The organism is Paraferrimonas sp. SM1919 (genome assembly GCF_010993985.1).
GTDB lineage: Bacteria > Pseudomonadota > Gammaproteobacteria > Enterobacterales > Shewanellaceae > SM1919.
On the sequence record NZ_WINH01000013.1, the window covers coordinates 1 to 19,432 of the forward strand.

20 protein-coding genes and 3 tRNA genes are annotated in these 19,432 nt (G+C 41.8%); 14 read left to right on the forward strand and 9 right to left on the reverse strand.

All coding sequences use genetic code 11. The annotated features are described in order from the left end of the window. Position 1: 1 nt before the first annotated feature. The 4 genes from GFB48_RS09180 to orn all read right to left on the reverse strand — a co-directional run bounded on the left by GFB48_RS09180 (position 2) and on the right by orn (position 933). Positions 2–77: transfer RNA gene (locus GFB48_RS09180), tRNA-Gly, on the reverse strand. A gap of 31 nt (positions 78–108) precedes the next feature. Continuing rightward, positions 109–184: transfer RNA gene (locus GFB48_RS09185), tRNA-Gly, on the reverse strand. Between the two features lie 22 nt (positions 185–206). Next, positions 207–282: transfer RNA gene (locus GFB48_RS09190), tRNA-Gly, on the reverse strand. A gap of 111 nt (positions 283–393) precedes the next feature. After that, positions 394–933, reverse strand: coding sequence for an oligoribonuclease (gene orn / locus GFB48_RS09195; protein WP_163934307.1), 540 nt, complete (start codon positions 931–933; stop codon positions 394–396). 116 nt (positions 934–1,049) lie between these two features. Here orn and rsgA point away from each other — a divergent pair, with 116 nt between their 5' ends. From rsgA to GFB48_RS09220, 5 genes are all read left to right on the forward strand, one after another. Then, a complete protein-coding gene (gene rsgA / locus GFB48_RS09200; RefSeq protein WP_163934310.1) occupies positions 1,050–2,090 on the forward strand; it encodes a small ribosomal subunit biogenesis GTPase RsgA in 1,041 nt (346 codons plus the stop codon). A 16-nt stretch (positions 2,091–2,106) separates the two neighbouring features. Continuing rightward, the gene (asd, locus tag GFB48_RS09205) at positions 2,107–2,964 is read left to right on the forward strand and encodes an archaetidylserine decarboxylase (protein WP_163934313.1); all 858 of its coding nucleotides are present in this window, start codon (positions 2,107–2,109) and stop codon (positions 2,962–2,964) included. A gap of 166 nt (positions 2,965–3,130) precedes the next feature. Continuing rightward, complete coding sequence (locus tag GFB48_RS09210; RefSeq protein WP_163934316.1) at positions 3,131–6,283, forward strand: mechanosensitive ion channel domain-containing protein; 3,153 nt, start codon at positions 3,131–3,133, stop codon at positions 6,281–6,283. Positions 6,284–6,286: 3 nt separating this feature from the next. Beyond that, positions 6,287–7,012 (forward strand): glycerophosphodiester phosphodiesterase family protein, encoded by a 726-nt coding sequence (locus tag GFB48_RS09215; protein ID WP_163934319.1) that lies wholly within the window; start codon positions 6,287–6,289, stop codon positions 7,010–7,012. A gap of 107 nt (positions 7,013–7,119) precedes the next feature. Beyond that, the gene (locus tag GFB48_RS09220; protein ID WP_163934322.1) at positions 7,120–8,046 is read left to right on the forward strand and encodes a D-2-hydroxyacid dehydrogenase; all 927 of its coding nucleotides are present in this window, start codon (positions 7,120–7,122) and stop codon (positions 8,044–8,046) included. A gap of 63 nt (positions 8,047–8,109) precedes the next feature. Here the strand turns inward: GFB48_RS09220 and mdh are convergent, their stop codons facing one another. After that, the gene (mdh, locus tag GFB48_RS09225) at positions 8,110–9,045 is read right to left on the reverse strand and encodes a malate dehydrogenase (protein WP_163934325.1); all 936 of its coding nucleotides are present in this window, start codon (positions 9,043–9,045) and stop codon (positions 8,110–8,112) included. A gap of 241 nt (positions 9,046–9,286) precedes the next feature. On the opposite strand from mdh, the gene argR reads away from it, so the two are divergent. Then, the gene (argR, locus tag GFB48_RS09230; protein ID WP_163934328.1) at positions 9,287–9,757 is read left to right on the forward strand and encodes a transcriptional regulator ArgR; all 471 of its coding nucleotides are present in this window, start codon (positions 9,287–9,289) and stop codon (positions 9,755–9,757) included. Here the strand turns inward: argR and GFB48_RS09235 are convergent. The 3 genes from GFB48_RS09235 to GFB48_RS09245 all read right to left on the reverse strand — a co-directional run bounded on the left by GFB48_RS09235 (position 9,754) and on the right by GFB48_RS09245 (position 12,407). Then, positions 9,754–10,671: a Dyp-type peroxidase gene (locus GFB48_RS09235; protein ID WP_163934331.1), complete on the reverse strand. Its 918-nt coding sequence runs from the start codon at positions 10,669–10,671 to the stop codon at positions 9,754–9,756. The genes argR and GFB48_RS09235 overlap by 4 nt on opposite strands. A gap of 156 nt (positions 10,672–10,827) precedes the next feature. Then, on the reverse strand, positions 10,828–12,057 hold the full coding sequence (locus GFB48_RS09240) for an ammonium transporter (protein ID WP_163934615.1): 1,230 nt from the start codon (positions 12,055–12,057) through the stop codon (positions 10,828–10,830). An 11-nt stretch (positions 12,058–12,068) separates the two neighbouring features. Next, complete coding sequence (locus GFB48_RS09245) at positions 12,069–12,407, reverse strand: P-II family nitrogen regulator (RefSeq protein WP_163934334.1); 339 nt, start codon at positions 12,405–12,407, stop codon at positions 12,069–12,071. Between the two features lie 370 nt (positions 12,408–12,777). Between GFB48_RS09245 and aroQ the strand changes: the two genes are divergently transcribed. From aroQ to GFB48_RS09285, 8 genes are all read left to right on the forward strand, one after another. Beyond that, on the forward strand, positions 12,778–13,221 hold the full coding sequence (aroQ, locus tag GFB48_RS09250; protein ID WP_205597710.1) for a type II 3-dehydroquinate dehydratase: 444 nt from the start codon (positions 12,778–12,780) through the stop codon (positions 13,219–13,221). A 21-nt stretch (positions 13,222–13,242) separates the two neighbouring features. Beyond that, the gene (gene accB / locus GFB48_RS09255) at positions 13,243–13,698 is read left to right on the forward strand and encodes an acetyl-CoA carboxylase biotin carboxyl carrier protein (protein WP_163934336.1); all 456 of its coding nucleotides are present in this window, start codon (positions 13,243–13,245) and stop codon (positions 13,696–13,698) included. A 15-nt stretch (positions 13,699–13,713) separates the two neighbouring features. Continuing rightward, positions 13,714–15,057, forward strand: a complete 1,344-nt coding sequence (accC, locus tag GFB48_RS09260) for an acetyl-CoA carboxylase biotin carboxylase subunit (RefSeq protein WP_163934339.1) — start codon at positions 13,714–13,716, stop codon at positions 15,055–15,057. Between the two features lie 291 nt (positions 15,058–15,348). Then, on the forward strand, positions 15,349–16,227 hold the full coding sequence (prmA, locus tag GFB48_RS09265) for a 50S ribosomal protein L11 methyltransferase (protein WP_163934342.1): 879 nt from the start codon (positions 15,349–15,351) through the stop codon (positions 16,225–16,227). A gap of 149 nt (positions 16,228–16,376) precedes the next feature. After that, a complete protein-coding gene (dusB, locus tag GFB48_RS09270) occupies positions 16,377–17,336 on the forward strand; it encodes a tRNA dihydrouridine synthase DusB (RefSeq protein WP_163934345.1) in 960 nt (319 codons plus the stop codon). Positions 17,337–17,359: 23 nt separating this feature from the next. Beyond that, positions 17,360–17,662, forward strand: a complete 303-nt coding sequence (gene fis / locus GFB48_RS09275) for a DNA-binding transcriptional regulator Fis (RefSeq protein WP_163934349.1) — start codon at positions 17,360–17,362, stop codon at positions 17,660–17,662. Positions 17,663–17,868: 206 nt separating this feature from the next. Beyond that, complete coding sequence (locus GFB48_RS09280; RefSeq protein WP_163934352.1) at positions 17,869–18,051, forward strand: AlpA family phage regulatory protein; 183 nt, start codon at positions 17,869–17,871, stop codon at positions 18,049–18,051. Positions 18,052–18,055: 4 nt separating this feature from the next. Next, positions 18,056–18,244, forward strand: coding sequence for an AlpA family transcriptional regulator (locus tag GFB48_RS09285; protein ID WP_163934355.1), 189 nt, complete (start codon positions 18,056–18,058; stop codon positions 18,242–18,244). A gap of 221 nt (positions 18,245–18,465) precedes the next feature. On the opposite strand, the gene GFB48_RS09290 is transcribed toward GFB48_RS09285, so the two are convergent. Continuing rightward, positions 18,466–19,299, reverse strand: coding sequence for a hypothetical protein (locus tag GFB48_RS09290; protein WP_240464850.1), 834 nt, complete (start codon positions 19,297–19,299; stop codon positions 18,466–18,468). Positions 19,300–19,432: the final 133 nt, after the last annotated feature.

A 19,432-nucleotide genomic window follows, 5' to 3' on the forward strand; every position in this document is an offset into this window, starting at 1 on the left:
TTGGAGCGAGTAACGAGGTTCGAACTCGTGACCTCGACCTTGGCAAGGTCGCGCTCTACCAGCTGAGCTATACTCGCGCACAAAAAATGCAAACTTAAAAATGATGATTGGAGCGAGTAACGAGGTTCGAACTCGTGACCTCGACCTTGGCAAGGTCGCGCTCTACCAGCTGAGCTATACTCGCAATCAAAATCATTTTTAAAAATTGGAGCGAGTAACGAGGTTCGAACTCGTGACCTCAACCTTGGCAAGGTTGCGCTCTACCAGCTGAGCTATACTCGCACTCCAATCACTTTCAACTCAAGTGAGACACTATGTCGTTGGAAGTGGTGCGCATTATATGCGGTTTAGAGAAAGCTGCAACCCCTAAAGTGAAAAAAACTTATCAACTGCTCAAATTTTGAATACTTGCTCACGATAGTACTGTAATTCCGCTACCGATTCACGAATATCATCCAAAGCTTGATGGGTATTGCGCTTGTTAAAACCATCACAAATATGCGGCGCCCAGCGTCGAGTGATCTCTTTAACGCTGGACACATCTAGATTACGATAATGAAAAAAATCTTCAAGTCTTGGCATGTATTTATTTAAAAATCTTCGGTCTTGACCAATACTGTTACCACATAGAGGTGAAACCCCTTTAGGTACATATTGTTCGATAAAGGCGATAGTTTGATTAATTGCCTCTTCTTCACAGATAGACGAGGCTTTAACCCGGTCAATTAAACCAGACTGGCCATGATGCTTTTGATTCCATTCATCCATTATTGCTAGATGCTCATCGGATTGGTGAATAGCCAGTACAGGACCTTCTGCTAGGATATTCAGATCTTTATCAGTGACGATAGTGGCAATTTCGATAATGCGGTTTATTTCAGGGTCTAAACCTGTCATTTCTAAATCAATCCAAACTAAATTTTGCTCATTCATATGCAAATATCACCTTATCTGTCTTTTATTAATACTAATAATGCCATACTTTGTGGCTGCAATCATTGGTTAGGGTTATCATAATAGAGTCTTAAAATTTTAGGAAACAAATACACTTGGCTGGTAAACGCAAAAAACTCAGTAAAGGTCAGATTCGCCGCATCAAAGAAAATCGTTCGAAAAAGCTCAATGATAAGTCAGAGGTAAGTATCGACGAAGGGCAACTTGGAGAAGAACAACAAGTTGTGGTTATTTCTAGGTTTGGCCAACATGCCGAAATCGAGACCCAAGACGGTGCTTTAATAAAAGCTCAGCTACGTCGCAACATCACTTCATTAGTGACTGGGGATAAAGCCTTGTTTCGCCCTTCTACTACTGATGAAGGGGGTATCATTGAAGCGGTTTTTCCACGAACCAGCAAACTGACTCGCCCTGACTATTATGATGGCGTTAAAGTTGTTGCAGCGAATATCGATAGAATCTTTATTGTTAGTTGCACAGAACCCAGCTTTTCTAGTCAATTAATTGACCGTTATCTGATTGCTTCTGAAGATGTTGAAATTGAGCCTATCATCATCATCAACAAAGCTGATTTGATCTCCAGTCAGCAAGCCGAAGAAATCGCGCCCATATTACAAAACTATCAAGATTTGGGTTATCCGCTCATTCAAGTTAGCGCTAAAACGGGACAAGGTATTGAACAACTTAGGTCTTTAATGGCAGAATCCACTTCTATTTTTGTTGGCCAATCTGGTGTAGGTAAGTCATCATTGGTTAATGCTTTAAGCGACCATGAATTGCAGTTAGAAGGAGAAATCTCATCGACTTCTGGACTCGGGCAACATACCACCACTACTTCAAAGCTATTGCATTTAGGCCAAGGTGCCGATGTGATTGACTCGCCTGGGGTCAGGGAGTTTGGACTTTGGCACCTACACCCTGAGAGAGTAACTTGGTGTTATCGGGAGTTCAGAGACTTTGTCGGTGGCTGCAAATTTCGCGACTGTAAGCATATAAAAGACCCCGGCTGTGCCATCATTAATGCCGTTGAACAACAACAGATCAGCGCGGATAGATACGCAAACTACTGCAGAATTATTCAAAGCATGTCGGAACAAAAAAGTGGACGACATATCAAACAGATAGATATAGATTAAGGAACCTGTTTTACCCATGGATCAAGTTAAAATCGCACTTCAATATATTACCCCTAAGCATGCTATTTCACGTTTAGTAGGTAAATTAGCAGCAGCCAAATTAGGCAGCTTTACCCACGCAATTATTCGCTGGTTTGCCAAAAGTTACGATGTTAATTTAGCTGAAGCTGAACGTACACAAGCCCATCAATATGAAAGCTTTAATGATTTCTTCACCCGCGCACTAAAGCCTGGCGCCCGCAGCTTTGACCCACGCCAAGAGTGTTTAGCACACCCTGTTGATGGTGCTGTCAGTCAATTTGGTAAAATTGATGATGACTCAATTTTCCAGGCAAAAGGGCAAACCTTCAGTGCGACGGAATTACTAGGTGGCGATGAAACCATCGGCAACCAGTTCAACGATGGCAGTTTTGCTAATATCTACTTATCACCAAAAGACTATCATCGCATCCATATGCCAATGGACGCAAAATTAACAAAAATGGTTTATGTTCCTGGTGATTTATTCTCGGTTAATCCATTAACAGCCCGTAATGTTCCCCGCTTATTTGCTCGTAATGAACGTGTAGTATGTTTATTTGAAACCGCCGTTGGCCCAATGGCGATGGTCCTTGTCGGTGCGACGATTGTCGCTAGTATTGAAACCGTTTGGGCGGGTACTGTTACTCCCCCTGCTGGCAAACAAGTATTCACTTGGGACTATTCTGATAAAGATATTAACTTCAATAAAGGCGATGAAATGGGTCGCTTTAAATTAGGCTCGACAGTTGTCATGTTATTTGCTGAAGATGCGGTTAAAGCTTTTGATGATTCTGTTGCCCCTGCAGCAACAACGGTTATGGGGACACCATTAGCGACATTAAATATTCAATAATTGATGTCAATTTTATAAGATTTAAGGCGGCCTTCAGAGTCGCCTTTTTTATTTGCAAAAATTATGTTTTGTCGCTCACATTAGTGGCTTTAATAGGTAAGCAAAAAAGAATAGACAAGACTATAATTTGGATATATCTTCTCCCCAAAATAATACAACTATGCCCATGATTTTTCGGTTATTTATCGCTGTATCTTTTGTTATATTGGCTGCCCCTAGCTACGCCAATAATACCCTTTTACAGCCCTGGTTAAAGTCAACTCAACTGCAACAACCTGAAAACCAGCAACAACTCACTGAAGCCATTGCTGAATTAAAACAGCAACAACTCAAAATTGAACAAGAAATCCTAAGGCTCGATACTGAACAAGAGTATTTGCTAAGGCAATTAAGTGTTCTAATTAAGCCTATCAAAATTAATCAAGCCCAATTGTCACAGCAGTTGTCCATGGCTCATGTTGAACTCGATCAATTACAGCTTTCAAAGACTGACCTACAAGCCCAAATCAATTTATTAGAGCAACAGTTACAACAATTACCAGCACAACTAGCCCAAGCGACAGAGCAATTAGAGTATTTGGCCAAGAGCAATCAAGCATCAACATCGGATATTCGATTAAAAATAAGCTACTGGCAGCAAAAGCAACTCAACCTCAAAACGCTTAATTTGAAATTGGCTGGGGATATTAATACCACCAAACTCAGAATTCAGTTACTTGATAAAAATAGTGAAAATTGGACCAAGCACTTAAAAACCCTTAATGATCTTATTAATACTCAACGACAGACCGTTGCGGCAAGAGCCTTAGATAACTCATCGCCAACAAAAAACCATTTCGACCCATTAACAGAACAACTTAAACAGCAAAATAAACAACTCGCTGTATCCTTGGCACAATTAAACGACAAGATCAAAGAGACTGATCAACAGCAGCAACTCGCTCAACAGAATCTTGTCAAGCAAACCCAAAAGTTGCAAAAAGTCACAGAACAACTTAACTACTTAGAACTTAGCCCAGCTTTTGGTGACAACTTATTAAGGCAATTACAACAACTTCCTAAGCCTCCAGAAGAACACATTCTTAAACAAATCTTGTCCCAAGCACGGTTAGACCTTTTCCGCTTCGAACAAGAGTTAAGTGAATTACAACAAAACCAAAATCAGTATCTACCAAGCCAACAGCAAGAAGTTGAAAAGCTTTATGAGCTCAATATTAAATTGCTCAATGAGCTTATCTTAGCGCAACAACAATACATTGATGAACTGGCTCGGCTTAAGGTTAAAAATCATGATATAACCATTCAGTATCAAGAGCTTAATGCCCTACTTCAAAAGCATTTATTTTGGGTGCCAAATGCGATGGTAATTGGCCCTACTTGGTTAGTAGATGTGCTCACTACTGTAAGTTGGATGACCAGACAAGATAACATACAGCAACTTAAATTCAGCATAGACCGACAAAGTGGTTATTGGTCTTTATGGGTCATCGCTTTGCTCATTTGTTTGATGTTGCATGACTTACTTGGCAGCAAGTTTCGCCGCTTGTTAACCAAGCATGGCCATCTCGTAGGGAATGTTACTCGGGATAGTTTAATCAGAAGTTTTCAGGTTTTTATTGCATCCTTAGGCTATGGCAGTTTGCTCGCTTTACCCATCATTTTAGCTGGCATTGGTTTTAGCCTAGATGATAACGACATTAGCCAAGCTGCGGGGGCGGCCATAACCATGGTGGGAATAAGCTATGGCCTGTACCGATTGTTAACCTTATTCAGTGATGATGAAGGTTTATTTAAGAAACATTTCCATATTTCCACTAGCCTTGTTGATCAGTGCAAACAAGCCATCGTCGGCAAAATTTTTGTCGCAACACCATTATTAGGTTTGCTGACGTTAACTCAGACTTTAGAAAACTCGCAATTTCACAATGGTATTGGACGAGCAGTGTTTATTGGCTATGCATTCATCTTATTTTCATTGTTTAGGCAAGGGCGAACCATTGCCCGAGAGCATCAATTTCAAGCGACTGACAAGAATCGCCGTTTACTCCAAGATCTTGCCTGGAGCTTACTCATTTTTAGCCCGATTGCATGTATCGTGTTAGCCAGTTTAGGTTACTTCTTTACCGCTAATGAATTATTAGGTCAGTTACAGGTTTCAGTAATTTTAGCGCTAAACTTTCTACTTATTTATGGTTTTGCAAAACGCTGGGTATTAATTGAACATAGAAATATTAGCTTTGAAAGGGCGAAAGCCAAACGAGCAGAAATGTTGGCTCATCGAATCAAAACGGATCCTTCTGAACCAATTAACGAACAAAATGAAGAACCCATTTTAGACTTAGAAACTATTTCTAAACAGTCACTTGGATTGCTCAAATCTATTTTGACCCTGGCCTTTATTATTACCTTGGTGAGTCTGTGGTATCAAACTCATAGTGCGTTATTTAGCTTTTTAGATTCGTTAGTTTTATGGCATTCCAATAGCATAGAAAATGGTATCAGCCTTAGCCAGCCAGTTACCCTTAGAGACCTACTGTTAATATTGGCCATTATGGTATTTGCCTTCGTGATCACCGCCAATTTACCCGGTCTACTGGAACTGATGGTGTTACAAAAGCTAGAACTTAGCCCAGGTACTGCTTTTGCTATCACTACGGTCAGCCGTTATATGGTAGTAATGGTTGCCACCATTACCTGTTTCTCTATGTTTGGCATGCAATGGAGCAAATTACAATGGTTAATTGCCGCCCTTTCAGTTGGTTTAGGTTTTGGTCTTCAAGAAATTTTCGCCAACTTTATCTCTGGCCTCATTATTTTATTTGAAAAACCGATCCGCATTGGTGATACGGTCACCATTCGCGACCTTACCGGACAAGTGACCAAAATAAAAACTAGGGCAACAACCATTGTTGACTGGGATAGAAAAGAAATTATTGTCCCAAACAAAGCCTTTATTACCGAACAATTGGTCAACTGGTCACTCTCCGACCCCATCACCAGAGTCATTGTTAAGGTTGCCGTTGCTAGGGACTCTGACCCATCACTTGTCGAAGCATTATTGTTTCAAGCAGTAAAAGAATGCCCAAGTGCATTACCTATTCCAGAGCCTGAAGTGTGGTTTACAGGTTTTGGCAGCCATACTCAGGAATTTGAAGTAAGGGCCTATGCCCATGACATGTCTAACCGCTGGCCTTTAAGGCATGCTTTACATAAGGCGATTAATAAAAAATTAAAAGAAAATCATGTCATCTTGGCCTATCCTCAACTTGAAATCCATATGGCCACTAATCCAAATAGTGACCCTCAAATACTGAGATAGGAAATGAAAATAATTGCCCATAGAGGTGCCAGCGGTTTGGCACCTGAAAATACGCTAAAGGCAATGGAATTAGCTTTACAATCGGAAGCATGCGCCATTGAAATAGATGTTTATAGCAGTCATGGACAGTTAATGGTGATCCATGATCGCTGGTTACACAAGCGTACTAATGGCATCGGCCAAATTCATCAGACGTCTCTGGAAAAGCTGGCGGTTCTAGATGCTGGTGAAGGGCAAAATATTCCAAGCCTTAGACAATTACTTAGTTTCATCGATGGACGATGCGACGTCAATATTGAACTCAAAGGGGCTGACACCGCAGTTGCATTGATCGATGAGATTGGCTATGCCATCGCCCATAGCCACTTTGATAAATCTCAGTTTTTGATTTCTTCATTTAACCATCACCTATTGCAACAGGTGCATAATTTAGACCCACAGTTGAAGATTGGCGCACTAACCGCCGGCCTCCCCCTTGACTATTGTGCATTTGCAGAGCAACTTAACGCCTACTCGGTACACTGCGATGTTGATTTTATCAACGCCGCCATGGTAACAGATGCCCACCAGCGTGGACTTAAGATTTTTGTCTATACTGTTGATGAAGAAGAAGATATTAAGACACTACAAAAGCTTAATGTGGATGGAATTTTTAGCAACTTTCCGTGTAAGGCCCGTAAAACCAGTAACAGCCAGCCAACAAGACCAATGTATGTCTGGAGCAATTAATTACAGGTACTTGATTACCGCCAATAGGCTATAGGATTTTTATTAATGTGCGCCACAATATGCACTTCTAAAGTATACATGCAACCTTGGCGCTTATAAGGCTCAAAATGAAAAACAAGCTTTTACTGCTTACCAGTGATAATCAGGCTTACTTAAAGCAGCTTGAAAAGTACAACCTGCCAAACTTAGAGATCTTGAGTGATAATTCTAAGTCGATTTTGGATTCCAACATTTGGTTAGCTGAACCCAAGTTAGCAGCCCCCCTTCTCAACTTAGGTAAAAATTTAACCTGGGTGCAATCGACATTTGCAGGGGTTGATGATCTCACCAAGCAGCGTCGTAAATTTCCTTTCATCCTGACCAACATCAAAAACTTATTTGGTCCTATGATGAGTGAATACGTGTTTAGCCATTTACTTGCTGTCTATAAACAACACCACTATTACAAACAATATCAGCGCCTAAACCGCTGGCACCGACTGCCAACAAGGCAGATAAAAGACAAACGCATTTTAATCCTCGGAACAGGCGACATTGGTACCCACTTATGCACCACTGCTAATCACTTTGGCATGAAGACCATAGGCATTAATCGAAGCGGCCACCAAGCACAACATTTTGATGAATGCTACTCCATAAGTCAGCTGCATCAGCAGTTGCCCCATGCTGATGTTATTGTGTGTGCTCTGCCGGCAACCTCTGAAACCAAGAATATTTTCAATCGAGATACCCTGTCATATCTCAAGTCCGATGTGGTATTCATTAACGTTGGCAGAGGCTCCGTCGTGGATGAACAAGACTTATTAGTATGGTTAGCACTTCACCCAGAAAGTCATGGTATTTTAGATGTGTTTAAGCAAGAGCCCTTACCAGAAAATGACCCTTTGTGGAAATGTCAGAACGCGACTTTAACGCCACATATTGCCGCCCCGAGTTCTGCCAAAGACGTGGTTGAGCAATTTGTAGATAACTACCATAGGTTTCATACCTCTCAACCCTTAAAAAACTGTGTTGATTTTGCTTTAGGTTATTAGTTTTTTAGGTCAATAAAAAAGCCGCAACTATTGTTGCGGCTTTTTAAATGCGGCTGTATCAAGTTACTTTACGAACTCAACACCAATTTTAATATCGCCTTCAAGGGTAGCTTGCATTTGTGCTACTGCTTCAGCTTCAAATGCACTTAATTCACCGTAAGGAAGAATTTTTTCTGCGCCATTCTTACCTAAAAGAATCGGTTGCGCGAAAAATGCAGTGGCAGCGCCATCGTTATCAACATAGGCACACTCAACCACATTTTCTTCACCTTGCAGCGCGGCTACCACAGATAGGCCGAAACGACAGGCCGCTTGCCCCATAGATAATGTCGCACTACCGCCACCAGCTTTCGCTTCTACAACTTCAGTACCAGCGTTTTGAATGCGGTGTGTAAGGGCGGCAACTTCTTCAGCAGTAAACTCAACACCTTCAACTTGTGAAAGTAACGGTAGAATGGTTACACCGGAATGGCCACCAATTACTGGTACATTGACATCGCTAGTGCTTAGACCTTTCGCTTGTGCAACGAAGGTGTTTGCACGGATAACGTCAAGGGTGGTTACACCAAACAATTTGTTCTTATCGTAAACACCTTTAGCTTTTAGTACTTCAGCTGCAATCGCAACGGTGGTGTTTACTGGGTTGGTAATAATACCGATAACCGCTTTAGGACAAACATCAGCAATCTTTTCGATAAGGTTTTTAACAATACCGGCGTTGATGTTAAATAAATCAGAACGGTCCATACCTGGCTTACGAGCCACGCCCGCTGAAATTAATACCACATCTGCACCTTCAAGCGCAGGCGCAGCATCTTCACCAGCAAAACCCACAACGTTAACGTCGGTTGGGATGTGGCTTAGGTCAGTAGCAACACCAGGAGTCACTGGAGCGATGTCGTATAATGACAGCTCAGATCCAGCAGGTAATTGATTTTTTAGAAGTAATGCTAATGCTTGGCCAATACCGCCAGCTGCACCTAATACTGAAACTTTCATTTTAATTCCTTGCCTTAAGGCCGTGTTATCAATTTTCGGGGTCACAATACTACAATATATTTGTTGTTATCAACATAGTTTTACTATTATTCACGCACATTAGATATTGACGCTAAATAATAAAGAATTTTCGATTTTTACCGCCTATAAATGAATATTTATGTAATATTTGTGATTAGCAATTGACTAAATGCCAGCGCTTAAGCACAATATTTGAAATTAGCCAAAGGAATGTAACCCAGTGCGAACCAACAAAAACCAAGAGCAATTAACCCGCTCGTTTAAGTCTCTTCTAAAGGAAGAAAGATTCGGATCTCAAGGTGAGATAGTAACTGCTTTGCAAGCACAAGGATTTGATAGCATTAATCAATCTAAAGTGTCTCGCATGCTGAGTAAATTTGGTGCCGTAAGAACTCGCAATGCTAAACAGGAAATGGTGTACTGTCTGCCTGCTGAATTAGGTGTTCCAACTGCTGGTAGTCCCCTTAAAAATTTAGTGTTAGATGTCGATCACAATGGTGCAATGATCGTAGTAAGAACCAGTCCAGGAGCGGCACAATTAATTGCGAGATTGTTAGATTCTATTGGTAAGCATGATGGTATCTTAGGTACGATTGCAGGTGATGATACTATTTTTATCGCGCCATCATTTACCCAAGACATCGAACAAACTAAATCAATGGTCGTTGAACTATTTAATTATAATAGCTAACTTCTCGTTTCAAACCAGGACAAGCTTGGAACAAAAAAAGCGGCTCCGGTTGATGCCTCAGAAAAGTCCAATATTTTATCGAAATGCCCTTGCTCACCATAAATCATGCTGTAGAGCATTTTTTCAAAATGCTCAGGTGTCTTACATAAAGAGATAAAATACAACCCCTGATCGAGGCAATTTCCGAACGGCATACTTTGCCGTAAAATTTCAAGGGGCTGGCCTTTATAGCCCTTAATAGAAGTACGATTCACATGGGCATCAATCGGCATTTGTTGTTCACTCAGCTCAACATTAAAGTGTTTTGTTCTGCCGATAATTTGCTGTTGATGATGGTCGTCAAGACGATTCCACGCTTGCATTTTATGATGATATTTTTGGATATGCAGATAGCTTCCTCCACAAAAGATCGCGGTATCATCATCAACTAAAGCGACTTCTTGCCTATGATTTCCTTTCGGGTTCTCTGTGCCATCAACAAATCCAGTAATGTCGCGATTATCTAAGTATCTAAAGCCTCTAGTATCATCTAATAACTCAAAGCTTGTGCTTAATAAAGCAACCAACTGATTACAAATAAGATGAACAAGGTCATACCTATCTGCTCGAAGGGTGATGAATACATCAACATCTGTTTTTGGGGCGTGTCTGTCGTCACATTGCATGGTGGGGAAGCCACGCAATAATCTAGGACGCTCACAAGGGGAAATTAAAGACCAGTATTCACTGCCAATAGCCACAAAACCATTAAAAGCATAATCACTATGGGCTTCAGCTAATCCGTGAATAAGCTTGGCGGCCTGACCTAATTGCAGCTGTTGTTGTTCAACACTGGTATTGGCTAAATGATTAAACAACAAATAGCTACTGTGCAAATTTCCTTCTGCACAAATGCCCAGTTGCACTCTTGGCATTATCATTCCCTCTGTAACGTTATATCCTACAAGTTAATCGCTATTAAACTTAATTTCAATAACATAACCTTAATAGCAAAAGGTCCAATTTAAAACTGTCATACAAAAAAAGGCCAACCTATTGGTTGACCTTAATCTTTATTTATCGACTATAGGTTAGCCTTGTGATTTAACACTCACAAACTCAGGGTAAGCATCGATACCACAGTCAGATACGTCCATACCAAGGTACTCTTCCTCTTCGCTCACGCGGATACCCATGGTTTTCTTAAGTACATACCAAACCGCTAGAGAAGCTAGGAATACCCAAGCAAAGATAACAGCAGCACCAAATAATTGGTTTAATAAAGTAGCATCAGCATTCGATGCAGGCACCATTAACAGACCAAATAGACCTGCAGTACCGTGTACTGAAATTGCCCCTACTGGATCATCAATCTTCAAACGGTCTAGACCAATAATAGAGAAGACAACAATCACACCACCGGCAGCACCGATTAAAGCAGCCATACCGTAGCTAGGTGATAATGGGTCCGCAGTAATGGCAACAAGACCTGCTAACGCACCGTTTAAAATCATAGTTAGGTCAGCTTTACCCCAAAGTGTACGACACACTAATAGAGCAGCCACAGCACCAAAGGCGGCTGCAGAGTTAGTGTTTAAGAAAATTTTAGCAACGGCAGTTGAGTTTTCAGCGTCAGACACCATTAACTGTGAGCCACCGTTAAAGCCAAACCAACCCATCCACAGAATAAACGTACCTAAGGTTGCTAATGGCATGTTAGAACCAGGGATTGGGTTAACTTCACCGTTAGGGCCGTATTTACCCTTACGAGCACCTAGCAATAACACACCAGCAACGGCCGCTGCTGCACCAGCCATATGCACAATACCTGAACCGGCAAAGTCGGTGAAGCCAGCTTCTGATAAGAAACCACCACCCCAAGTCCAGTAACCCTCAACAGGGTAAATCACACCCGTTAGCACTACGGTAAAAAGTAAGAATGCCCATAGCTTCATACGCTCAGCCACCGCACCAGATACGATTGACATGGCTGTCGCGACAAACACGACTTGGAAGAAGAAATCAGACTCTAAAGCGTGATCAGCATCAGCAGCTTGTGAACCAATCAATCCGCCTAAGCTTGGTAACCAACCACCTTCTGCATTATCAACATACATAATGTTGTAGCCGATAAGTAAGTACATGATACAAGCGATTGAATACAAACAAATATTTTTAGTTAAAATTTCTGTGGTATTTTTTGAGCGAACAAGGCCCGCTTCTAACATGGCAAAACCTGCAGCCATCCACATGACTAATGCGCCCGAAATTAAGAAATAAAAGGTATCGAGTGCAAACCTTAATTCTGTTAATTGTTCCATCATTATTCTCCTTAAATCGCTTCAACATCCAATTCACCAGTACGAATACGTACCGCTGAATATAGCTCGGTAACAAAAATCTTACCGTCACCAATTTTACCTGTCTTCGCGGCGTCAACGATGGCTTCAATCACACGATCGACATCCTCATCTTTTACTCCAATTTCAAGCTTAACCTTAGGTAGAAAGTCCACTTGATATTCTGCACCACGATACAACTCTGTATGACCTTTTTGACGACCAAAGCCTTTAACTTCCGATACCGTTAAACCCTCTACACCGATATCAGCCACAGCTTCGCGTACATCATCAAGCTTGAAAGGTTTGATAATTGCACTGATTAATTTCATGTTGTTTCCCTCTATTTTTGTTTCTGGCATAACTTATCCAAAGTCCATACCAAAACAAAAAAACCATATTTAACAATGACATACAAAAAGGAACAATCCATCCTGCACCAATTGAAAACAAACTCAAAGCCCCCTTTGCACCACAATGGCGCAAACCATACAAATTTGCCTCAGACCCCAATCTGCTCGGTGTTATGGAAATAAAATTCGGTGATTAGACCAGTATTTTGCTGCTAATTACTTCGAAATGCATATAATATGTAAATAAGAAGGAAATTAAACTCACATGTAGAAGATTAAGTATTGAAAACTTAATTCCTGCTTGTTACCTTTAATTTCTACGAAATTAATAAAGGATGCCGGCATAATTATGGCAAATTTCAACATTCTTGTATTAAATGGTCCAAACTTAAATCTGCTTGGACGAAGAGAGCCCCATCTATATGGTGCCCTTACTTTAGCAGATATTCAGCAGCAACTTGAGCAGCAAGCTCAAGAATTAAGGGTTAACCTTAGTTTCATGCAGTCAAACGCTGAACATGTGCTAATTGACACCATACATACAAGCAATGCTGATTTTATCATTATTAATCCAGCAGCCTTTACCCATACTAGTGTTGCCCTAAGGGATGCACTACTTGGTGTCGCTATACCTTTTATTGAAGTGCATCTGTCAAATGTACATGCCCGTGAATCCTTTAGGCATCATTCGTATTTTTCAGATGCTGCCCAAGGGGTCATTGTAGGTTTAGGCCACCAAGGTTATCAATTTGCTTTAACCGCTGCGGTTAACCAACTGCAATCACAGCGATAAAAATAATAAAAGAGAGAAATCATGGATATTCGTAAGATTAAAAAACTGATTGAGCTTGTTGAAGAATCAGGTATTGCTGAACTAGAAATCACAGAAGGTGAAGAGGCCGTTCGTATTTGCCGTCAAACCGTAGCCAATGTAGCTGCTGCGCCACAGGTTTATGCTGCTCCAGCCGCTGCCCCAGTTGCCGCACCAGCTGCTGCACCTGCTACTCCAGCAGCAGCACCTGCAACTGAGCCAACTGGCCATCAAGTGAAATCACCAATGGTTGGTAGCTTTTACCGTGCCTCGAGCCCAGAAGCCGCACCGTTTGTTGAAGTTGGCCAAAAAGTAAACGTTGGCGATACCCTATGTATCATTGAAGCTATGAAAATGATGAACCAAATTGAATCTGATAAAGCTGGTGAAATCAAAGCGATCTTAGTTGAAAACGGTGATGCTGTAGAATTTGATTCACCTCTATTTATCATCGAATAATAGGGCAAGACTTCCATGTTAGATAAAGTCGTAATTGCTAACCGTGGTGAAATTGCCCTACGTATTTTGCGTGCCTGTCGTGAACTTGGCATCAAAACCGTAGCGGTACATTCCACCGCGGATAAAGACCTAAAACACGTACTTTTGGCTGATGAAGCTATCTGTATTGGTAAACCATCTGCCCTAGAGAGTTACTTAAATGTGCCTTCTATTATCGCCGCAGCTGAAGTGACCGATGCCGTAGCCATTCACCCTGGGTATGGTTTCCTTGCAGAAAATGCTGACTTTGCTGATCAAGTTGAAGAAAGTGGTTTTATTTTTATCGGGCCAACAGGTGATGTTATTCGCCTAATGGGTGATAAAGTATCTGCCATTGAAGCAATGAAAAAAGCTGGGGTACCAACCGTACCAGGTTCAGATGGCACCCTAGGTGAAGATGCTGACAAAAATAAGCAAATTGCTAAACGTATCGGTTACCCAGTTATTCTTAAAGCTTCAGGCGGCGGCGGTGGCCGTGGTATGCGTGTTGTGCGTAAAGAAGAAGATTTATTAGAGCAAATCGCCCTGACTAAATCAGAAGCAGGTACCTTTTTTAACAACCCTGATGTGTACATGGAGAAATACCTAGAAAACCCACGTCACATCGAGGTTCAAGTGTTAGCCGATGGTCAAGGTAATGCCGTGCACTTGGGTGAGCGTGACTGTTCTATGCAGCGACGTCACCAAAAAGTTGTTGAAGAAGCACCGGCTCCAGGTATCACTGAAGAGATGCGCAAGTTCATCGGCGAGCGTTGTGCCCGTGCTTGTATCGATATCAATTACCGTGGCGCTGGTACGTTTGAGTTCTTATATGAAAACGGCGAATTCTACTTTATCGAGATGAATACCCGTATTCAGGTAGAACACCCTGTGACAGAAATGGTTACCGGTGTTGACCTCATTAAAGAACAATTACGTATTGCCGCAGGTCAGCCGCTGTCTGTGACACAGGATGAAATTAAAATCCGTGGCCATGCGATCGAATGTCGTATTAATGCAGAAGACCCGGTGACCTTTATGCCGAGCCCTGGTGAAATTACCCGCTTCCACCCTCCAGGTGGCATGGGTATCCGTTGGGATTCGCATATTTACGCGGGTTATAAAGTACCACCACACTACGACTCTATGGTTGGCAAACTCATCACCTACGGTGAGAACCGTGGCATTGCTATAGCCCGTATGCAGAACGCGCTTAACGAGTTGGTGGTTGACGGTATTAAAACGAATACACCATTACAGCAAACCATTATGGATGATGAAAACTTCCAAAATGGCGGTGCCAATATTCATTACCTAGAAAAGAAACTAGGATTGCAATAGCAACCAAAGGCTGTAAAAAAAGTATATTAAGCCATCCCTCGGGGTGGCTTTTTTATTGGCTAAAGCTCTAAGCTTAAAGAAGCGCCTCCCTAAGGCTCAAGGTTGCCCACTAACAAAACTAGGGGCTCGCCATCACCATTTGGCTATCGATAGGATACTTTCGACATCAGGCCTTCGACTGACTCGCTCCAATGCCAACTGCTAAAACTCGAGCTTCTTTTTAAATTAATTACATCACCTCACGACAATGACTTACAATATAGGGCAATAATGTAATTTAAGAGATAAACTATGGCTTGGATCCAAATTCGCCTATCCACGACTGAGGAGCACGCAGAAGCAATTTCTGATGTAATGATTGCAAGCGGTGCCCTTTCCGTCACGTTTTTAGACACACACGATACTCCAGTACTAGAACCACTACCTGGTGAAACACCACTGTGGCCGGATACTACTGTTATGGCGTTATACGACGCTAATATCGATACTAAAGCAGTCACCCAGTGGTTATCAGAGCAGCCCTTATTTACCGGTATTACGCTAAAAGTAGAAGCCCTAGAAGATAAAGATTGGGAGCGAGAATGGATGGATAATTTCCATCCTATGCAATTTGGCAAACGTCTTTGGATTTGCCCGAGCTGGCGCACCGTACCCGATGAAAACGCCGTTAATGTCATGCTTGATCCTGGGCTTGCATTTGGTACGGGTACCCATCCAACTACAGCCCTATGTCTAGAATGGTTAGACTCTATGGATTTAACCGATCAAAATGTCATCGACTTTGGATGTGGTTCTGGAATTTTAGCAATTGCTGCATTGAAACTTGGTGCTAAACATGTGACTGGCATTGATATTGACCCGCAAGCTTTAGAAGCCAGCCTAGAAAATGCAAAGCGTAATCAGGTTGAAACGAAACTTGAAGTATTTCTACCTGAAGAACAGCCTAAAAATTTGAAGGCGGACACACTTGTAGCAAATATTTTGGCAGGCCCATTACGTGAGCTTGCTCCCCTTATTAGTGACTTGGTTCGCCCTGGTGGCAAGCTGGCATTATCTGGCCTATTAGGTGAACAAGCTGACGAACTTCACGCCCACTACAGCCAATGGTTTGAAATGGATGATCCCTGTCACAAAGAAGACTGGACGCGCTTAACAGGCGTCCGTAAATAAGGATTAAAATCCAACTGGGTAGCGACCTGCAGAGGTGCTACCTAGATCAAATGTCAAGAAAAATATTTACCTCAAGGTTAAAAATCGACCTTTTCAAATAGTTCAAAAAACAGTAATATAGCCGCCCTTTGGTAGACGAGACACACTTAATGCGCATAGGCCCACATCAATTGCAGAACCGATTGATTTTAGCCCCAATGGCGGGTGTGACTGATCAGCCTTTTCGTAATTTATGTTTAAAGTACGGAGCGGCTCTTGCCGTATCGGAAATGTTGTCATCTAACCCAGACGTTTGGGATACAGACAAAAGCCGCTTACGAATGAGCCATAAGGGTGAGAATGGAATTCGTTCAGTACAAATTGCTGGTAGTGATCCCCAGTTAATGGCACAGGCTGCACAATTTAATGTCGCCAATGGTGCCGATATCATTGATATCAACATGGGTTGCCCAGCAAAAAAAGTAAATAAGAAACTTGCAGGTTCAGCGTTACTGCAAGATCCGACTCTAGTAAGGCAAATACTAGAGGCTGTGGTCGCCGCTGTTGACACTCCTGTAACTCTTAAAATTCGTACTGGCTGGGATCCCCAAAATCGTAATGGGGTTGATATTGCCCGCATCGCCCAAGACTGTGGCATTTCTGCTTTAGCCGTTCATGGCCGAACCAGAAAGGACATGTACAAAGGTGATGCCGAGTACGACACCATAGCCCAAATTAAACAGGCAATTACTATTCCAGTGATTGCTAATGGCGACATTGACAGTCCAGAGAAGGCTAAACAAGTCTTAGATTACACTGGTGTCGATGCGCTGATGATAGGTCGCCCTGCACAAGGAAGACCATGGATTTTTCGAGAGATAGATCATTTCTTGAAGACTGGCGAGCATCTTGATAGCCCGCCGTTACAAGAGGTATACCAGGTGATCCAGCAGCATCTTGATGATTTGCTTGATCTTTATGGTGAATACCTCGGTATTCGTATTGCACGAAAACACGTGGGGTGGTACTTAAATGGGCCACAACATAAAGAATTTCGAGCAAGGTTTAATCGACACGAAACGATTGAAGCGCAGCGTTCTGAATTAGAACACTGCTTTAGTTACCAGTAATTTTATACAAGAGCAATATACGCATGTTTGACCAAACTACGACTAATGAAGCGCAACTAACTGTAGGTAAAATTGAGACCGCAAATGGCACTATTAAGCCACAATTATTACGCGACTCTGTAAAGCGTGCTGTGCAAAACTACTTTGCCCAACTAGACGGACAAGAAGCACAAGAAGTTTACGAAATGGTTCTTTGCGAAGTTGAAGCACCTTTACTAGACATCATCATGCAACACACTCGTGGTAACCAAACCCGTGCATCTAACATCTTAGGTATCAACCGTGGTACCCTTCGTAAGAAGCTAAAAAAATACGGCATGAACTAAAAACATCTAGCTAAAGTCATGTTTTAAAAGGCCTTTATTTTATAATAAAGGCCTTTTTTATTATTCGTGTACACAGCCATGTACACTTAGAGTATTTCTTAAAAAATAGTCCAACAATTTTCTTAAATTAAAAACCCCTAAAATTTCGCAATTCCCTCCCCTCCACTAATACTCCTCCTGAATCTTTAGAAAAAAGGAGAAATAACATGATTGTTCGAGATAAGAAGCGCGAAGAAATCACAGGCATATCCAGAAGACACGCCCTAGAGCTTGAAAAGAAAGATCAGTTCCCTAAACGCAGAAAGTTATCTGCTAGAGCAGTAGGCTGGGTGGAATCAGAATTACTCGACTGGGTAGCGAGTAGAGAAACCGTTGGGTATGAGGGTTAGTATAATGGCAGCAGAAAACTTTATTAGCATAAAAGAAGTGGCTAAACGTCTTGGTAAAAGCGTCAGCACGGTTAGACGTTATGCTCAAAATGGATACCTACCAGAACCCATTAAAAAAAATGGCAAAATCCACTCATGGCGTGAAAGCCAAATCGACCTTTGGATGAGCCAAAGCCAACCTTTTGGTGGTTGACTATTTTAATAAGACTCAGCTTCGTCTGTCTGGTCAAGTAAAGTTAACCTGTATACTTGGCCAGGCTTCTTAATATCGACAGCTGAAGCTTGCCGAGGACAGCGCAACTCAAGTTTAGTAATAGGGGTCTAGCTCTCTATTGGACATTTTCGTGTTAGAACATTTATTCTAATAACGGAATTTCAGATAACTCAAACTATGAATAAGCCCTAAACCTATGGCTAATTTCTATTGGCCACTACATATCGATACCTGATTTTCCTAATAGTATCACCAAGGATGAGTTTATCTTCAGGAAGGTCTAAAACAACATTTATAATGTCTGCCATAGCTTGATTGCTAAATCTAAATCCAGTAGGTAGTTGATTTGGTTTACTAAACTGGGCGTCAAACGCAAGAACAAAATCTTTATGGTCTGATGCTCTTCCATCTAGTACCGCATCAGGGACTTCAACATGTTGTGGTATTGGTAGAAGCTCTTCAAACTCACCAATCGCTTCTACCACATCAGCCCGAGAAGGCCAGTATTTTAGCTCATATTGGTGCGCTAGACTTTCAAGTTTATCTTTAACGTAAACCTTGAAAAGAGGGTTATGGACTGCTCCTTGCACCAACGAATCGACAGCCGTTTGATAGTCATGCCGACGAAAACCAGATAACTCATACAATTCAGTCTGGCGCCTTAGCATACCAGCCAGGCGACATGATAGCTCAGAGATACCTTTTTGTAATGTGAGTAGCTCACGCCTCTCTGCTCTAGCTTGGATAAGCTCTTCCTTCGCAAAATCCTCGCTCATCCAGATATGTTCCAACGTCAACCAAACAGCTTCTGCATTTGGCCTATCTGATTCAGAAAGGATTGCTAGTTTGTCAGCGTAGCCAAACTTATTGATTAGCTCGTTGAATACCTTTTCAAGGTTTGATGCCTGATCAATCATCCGTAGCATAAGCGGCCATCGGTCCATCCAAATTTTTTTCTTTCGGTTATCTTCAAGTTCCCTTTCTATAAAAGCTACGCAAAAGTCAGTTGGTGAATTTGTAGGTAATTTCGTCATGATAAGCACCTTTAGTTCCTGTATTTTCGCACTAGGATATCGCTTAAAGAAACGAATTACCGTGTCTTAGTATTTTTGTTTATTGGCCTTCAGACACGCTCACCTTTTGTCATTGAATTGGACAAAAATGAGC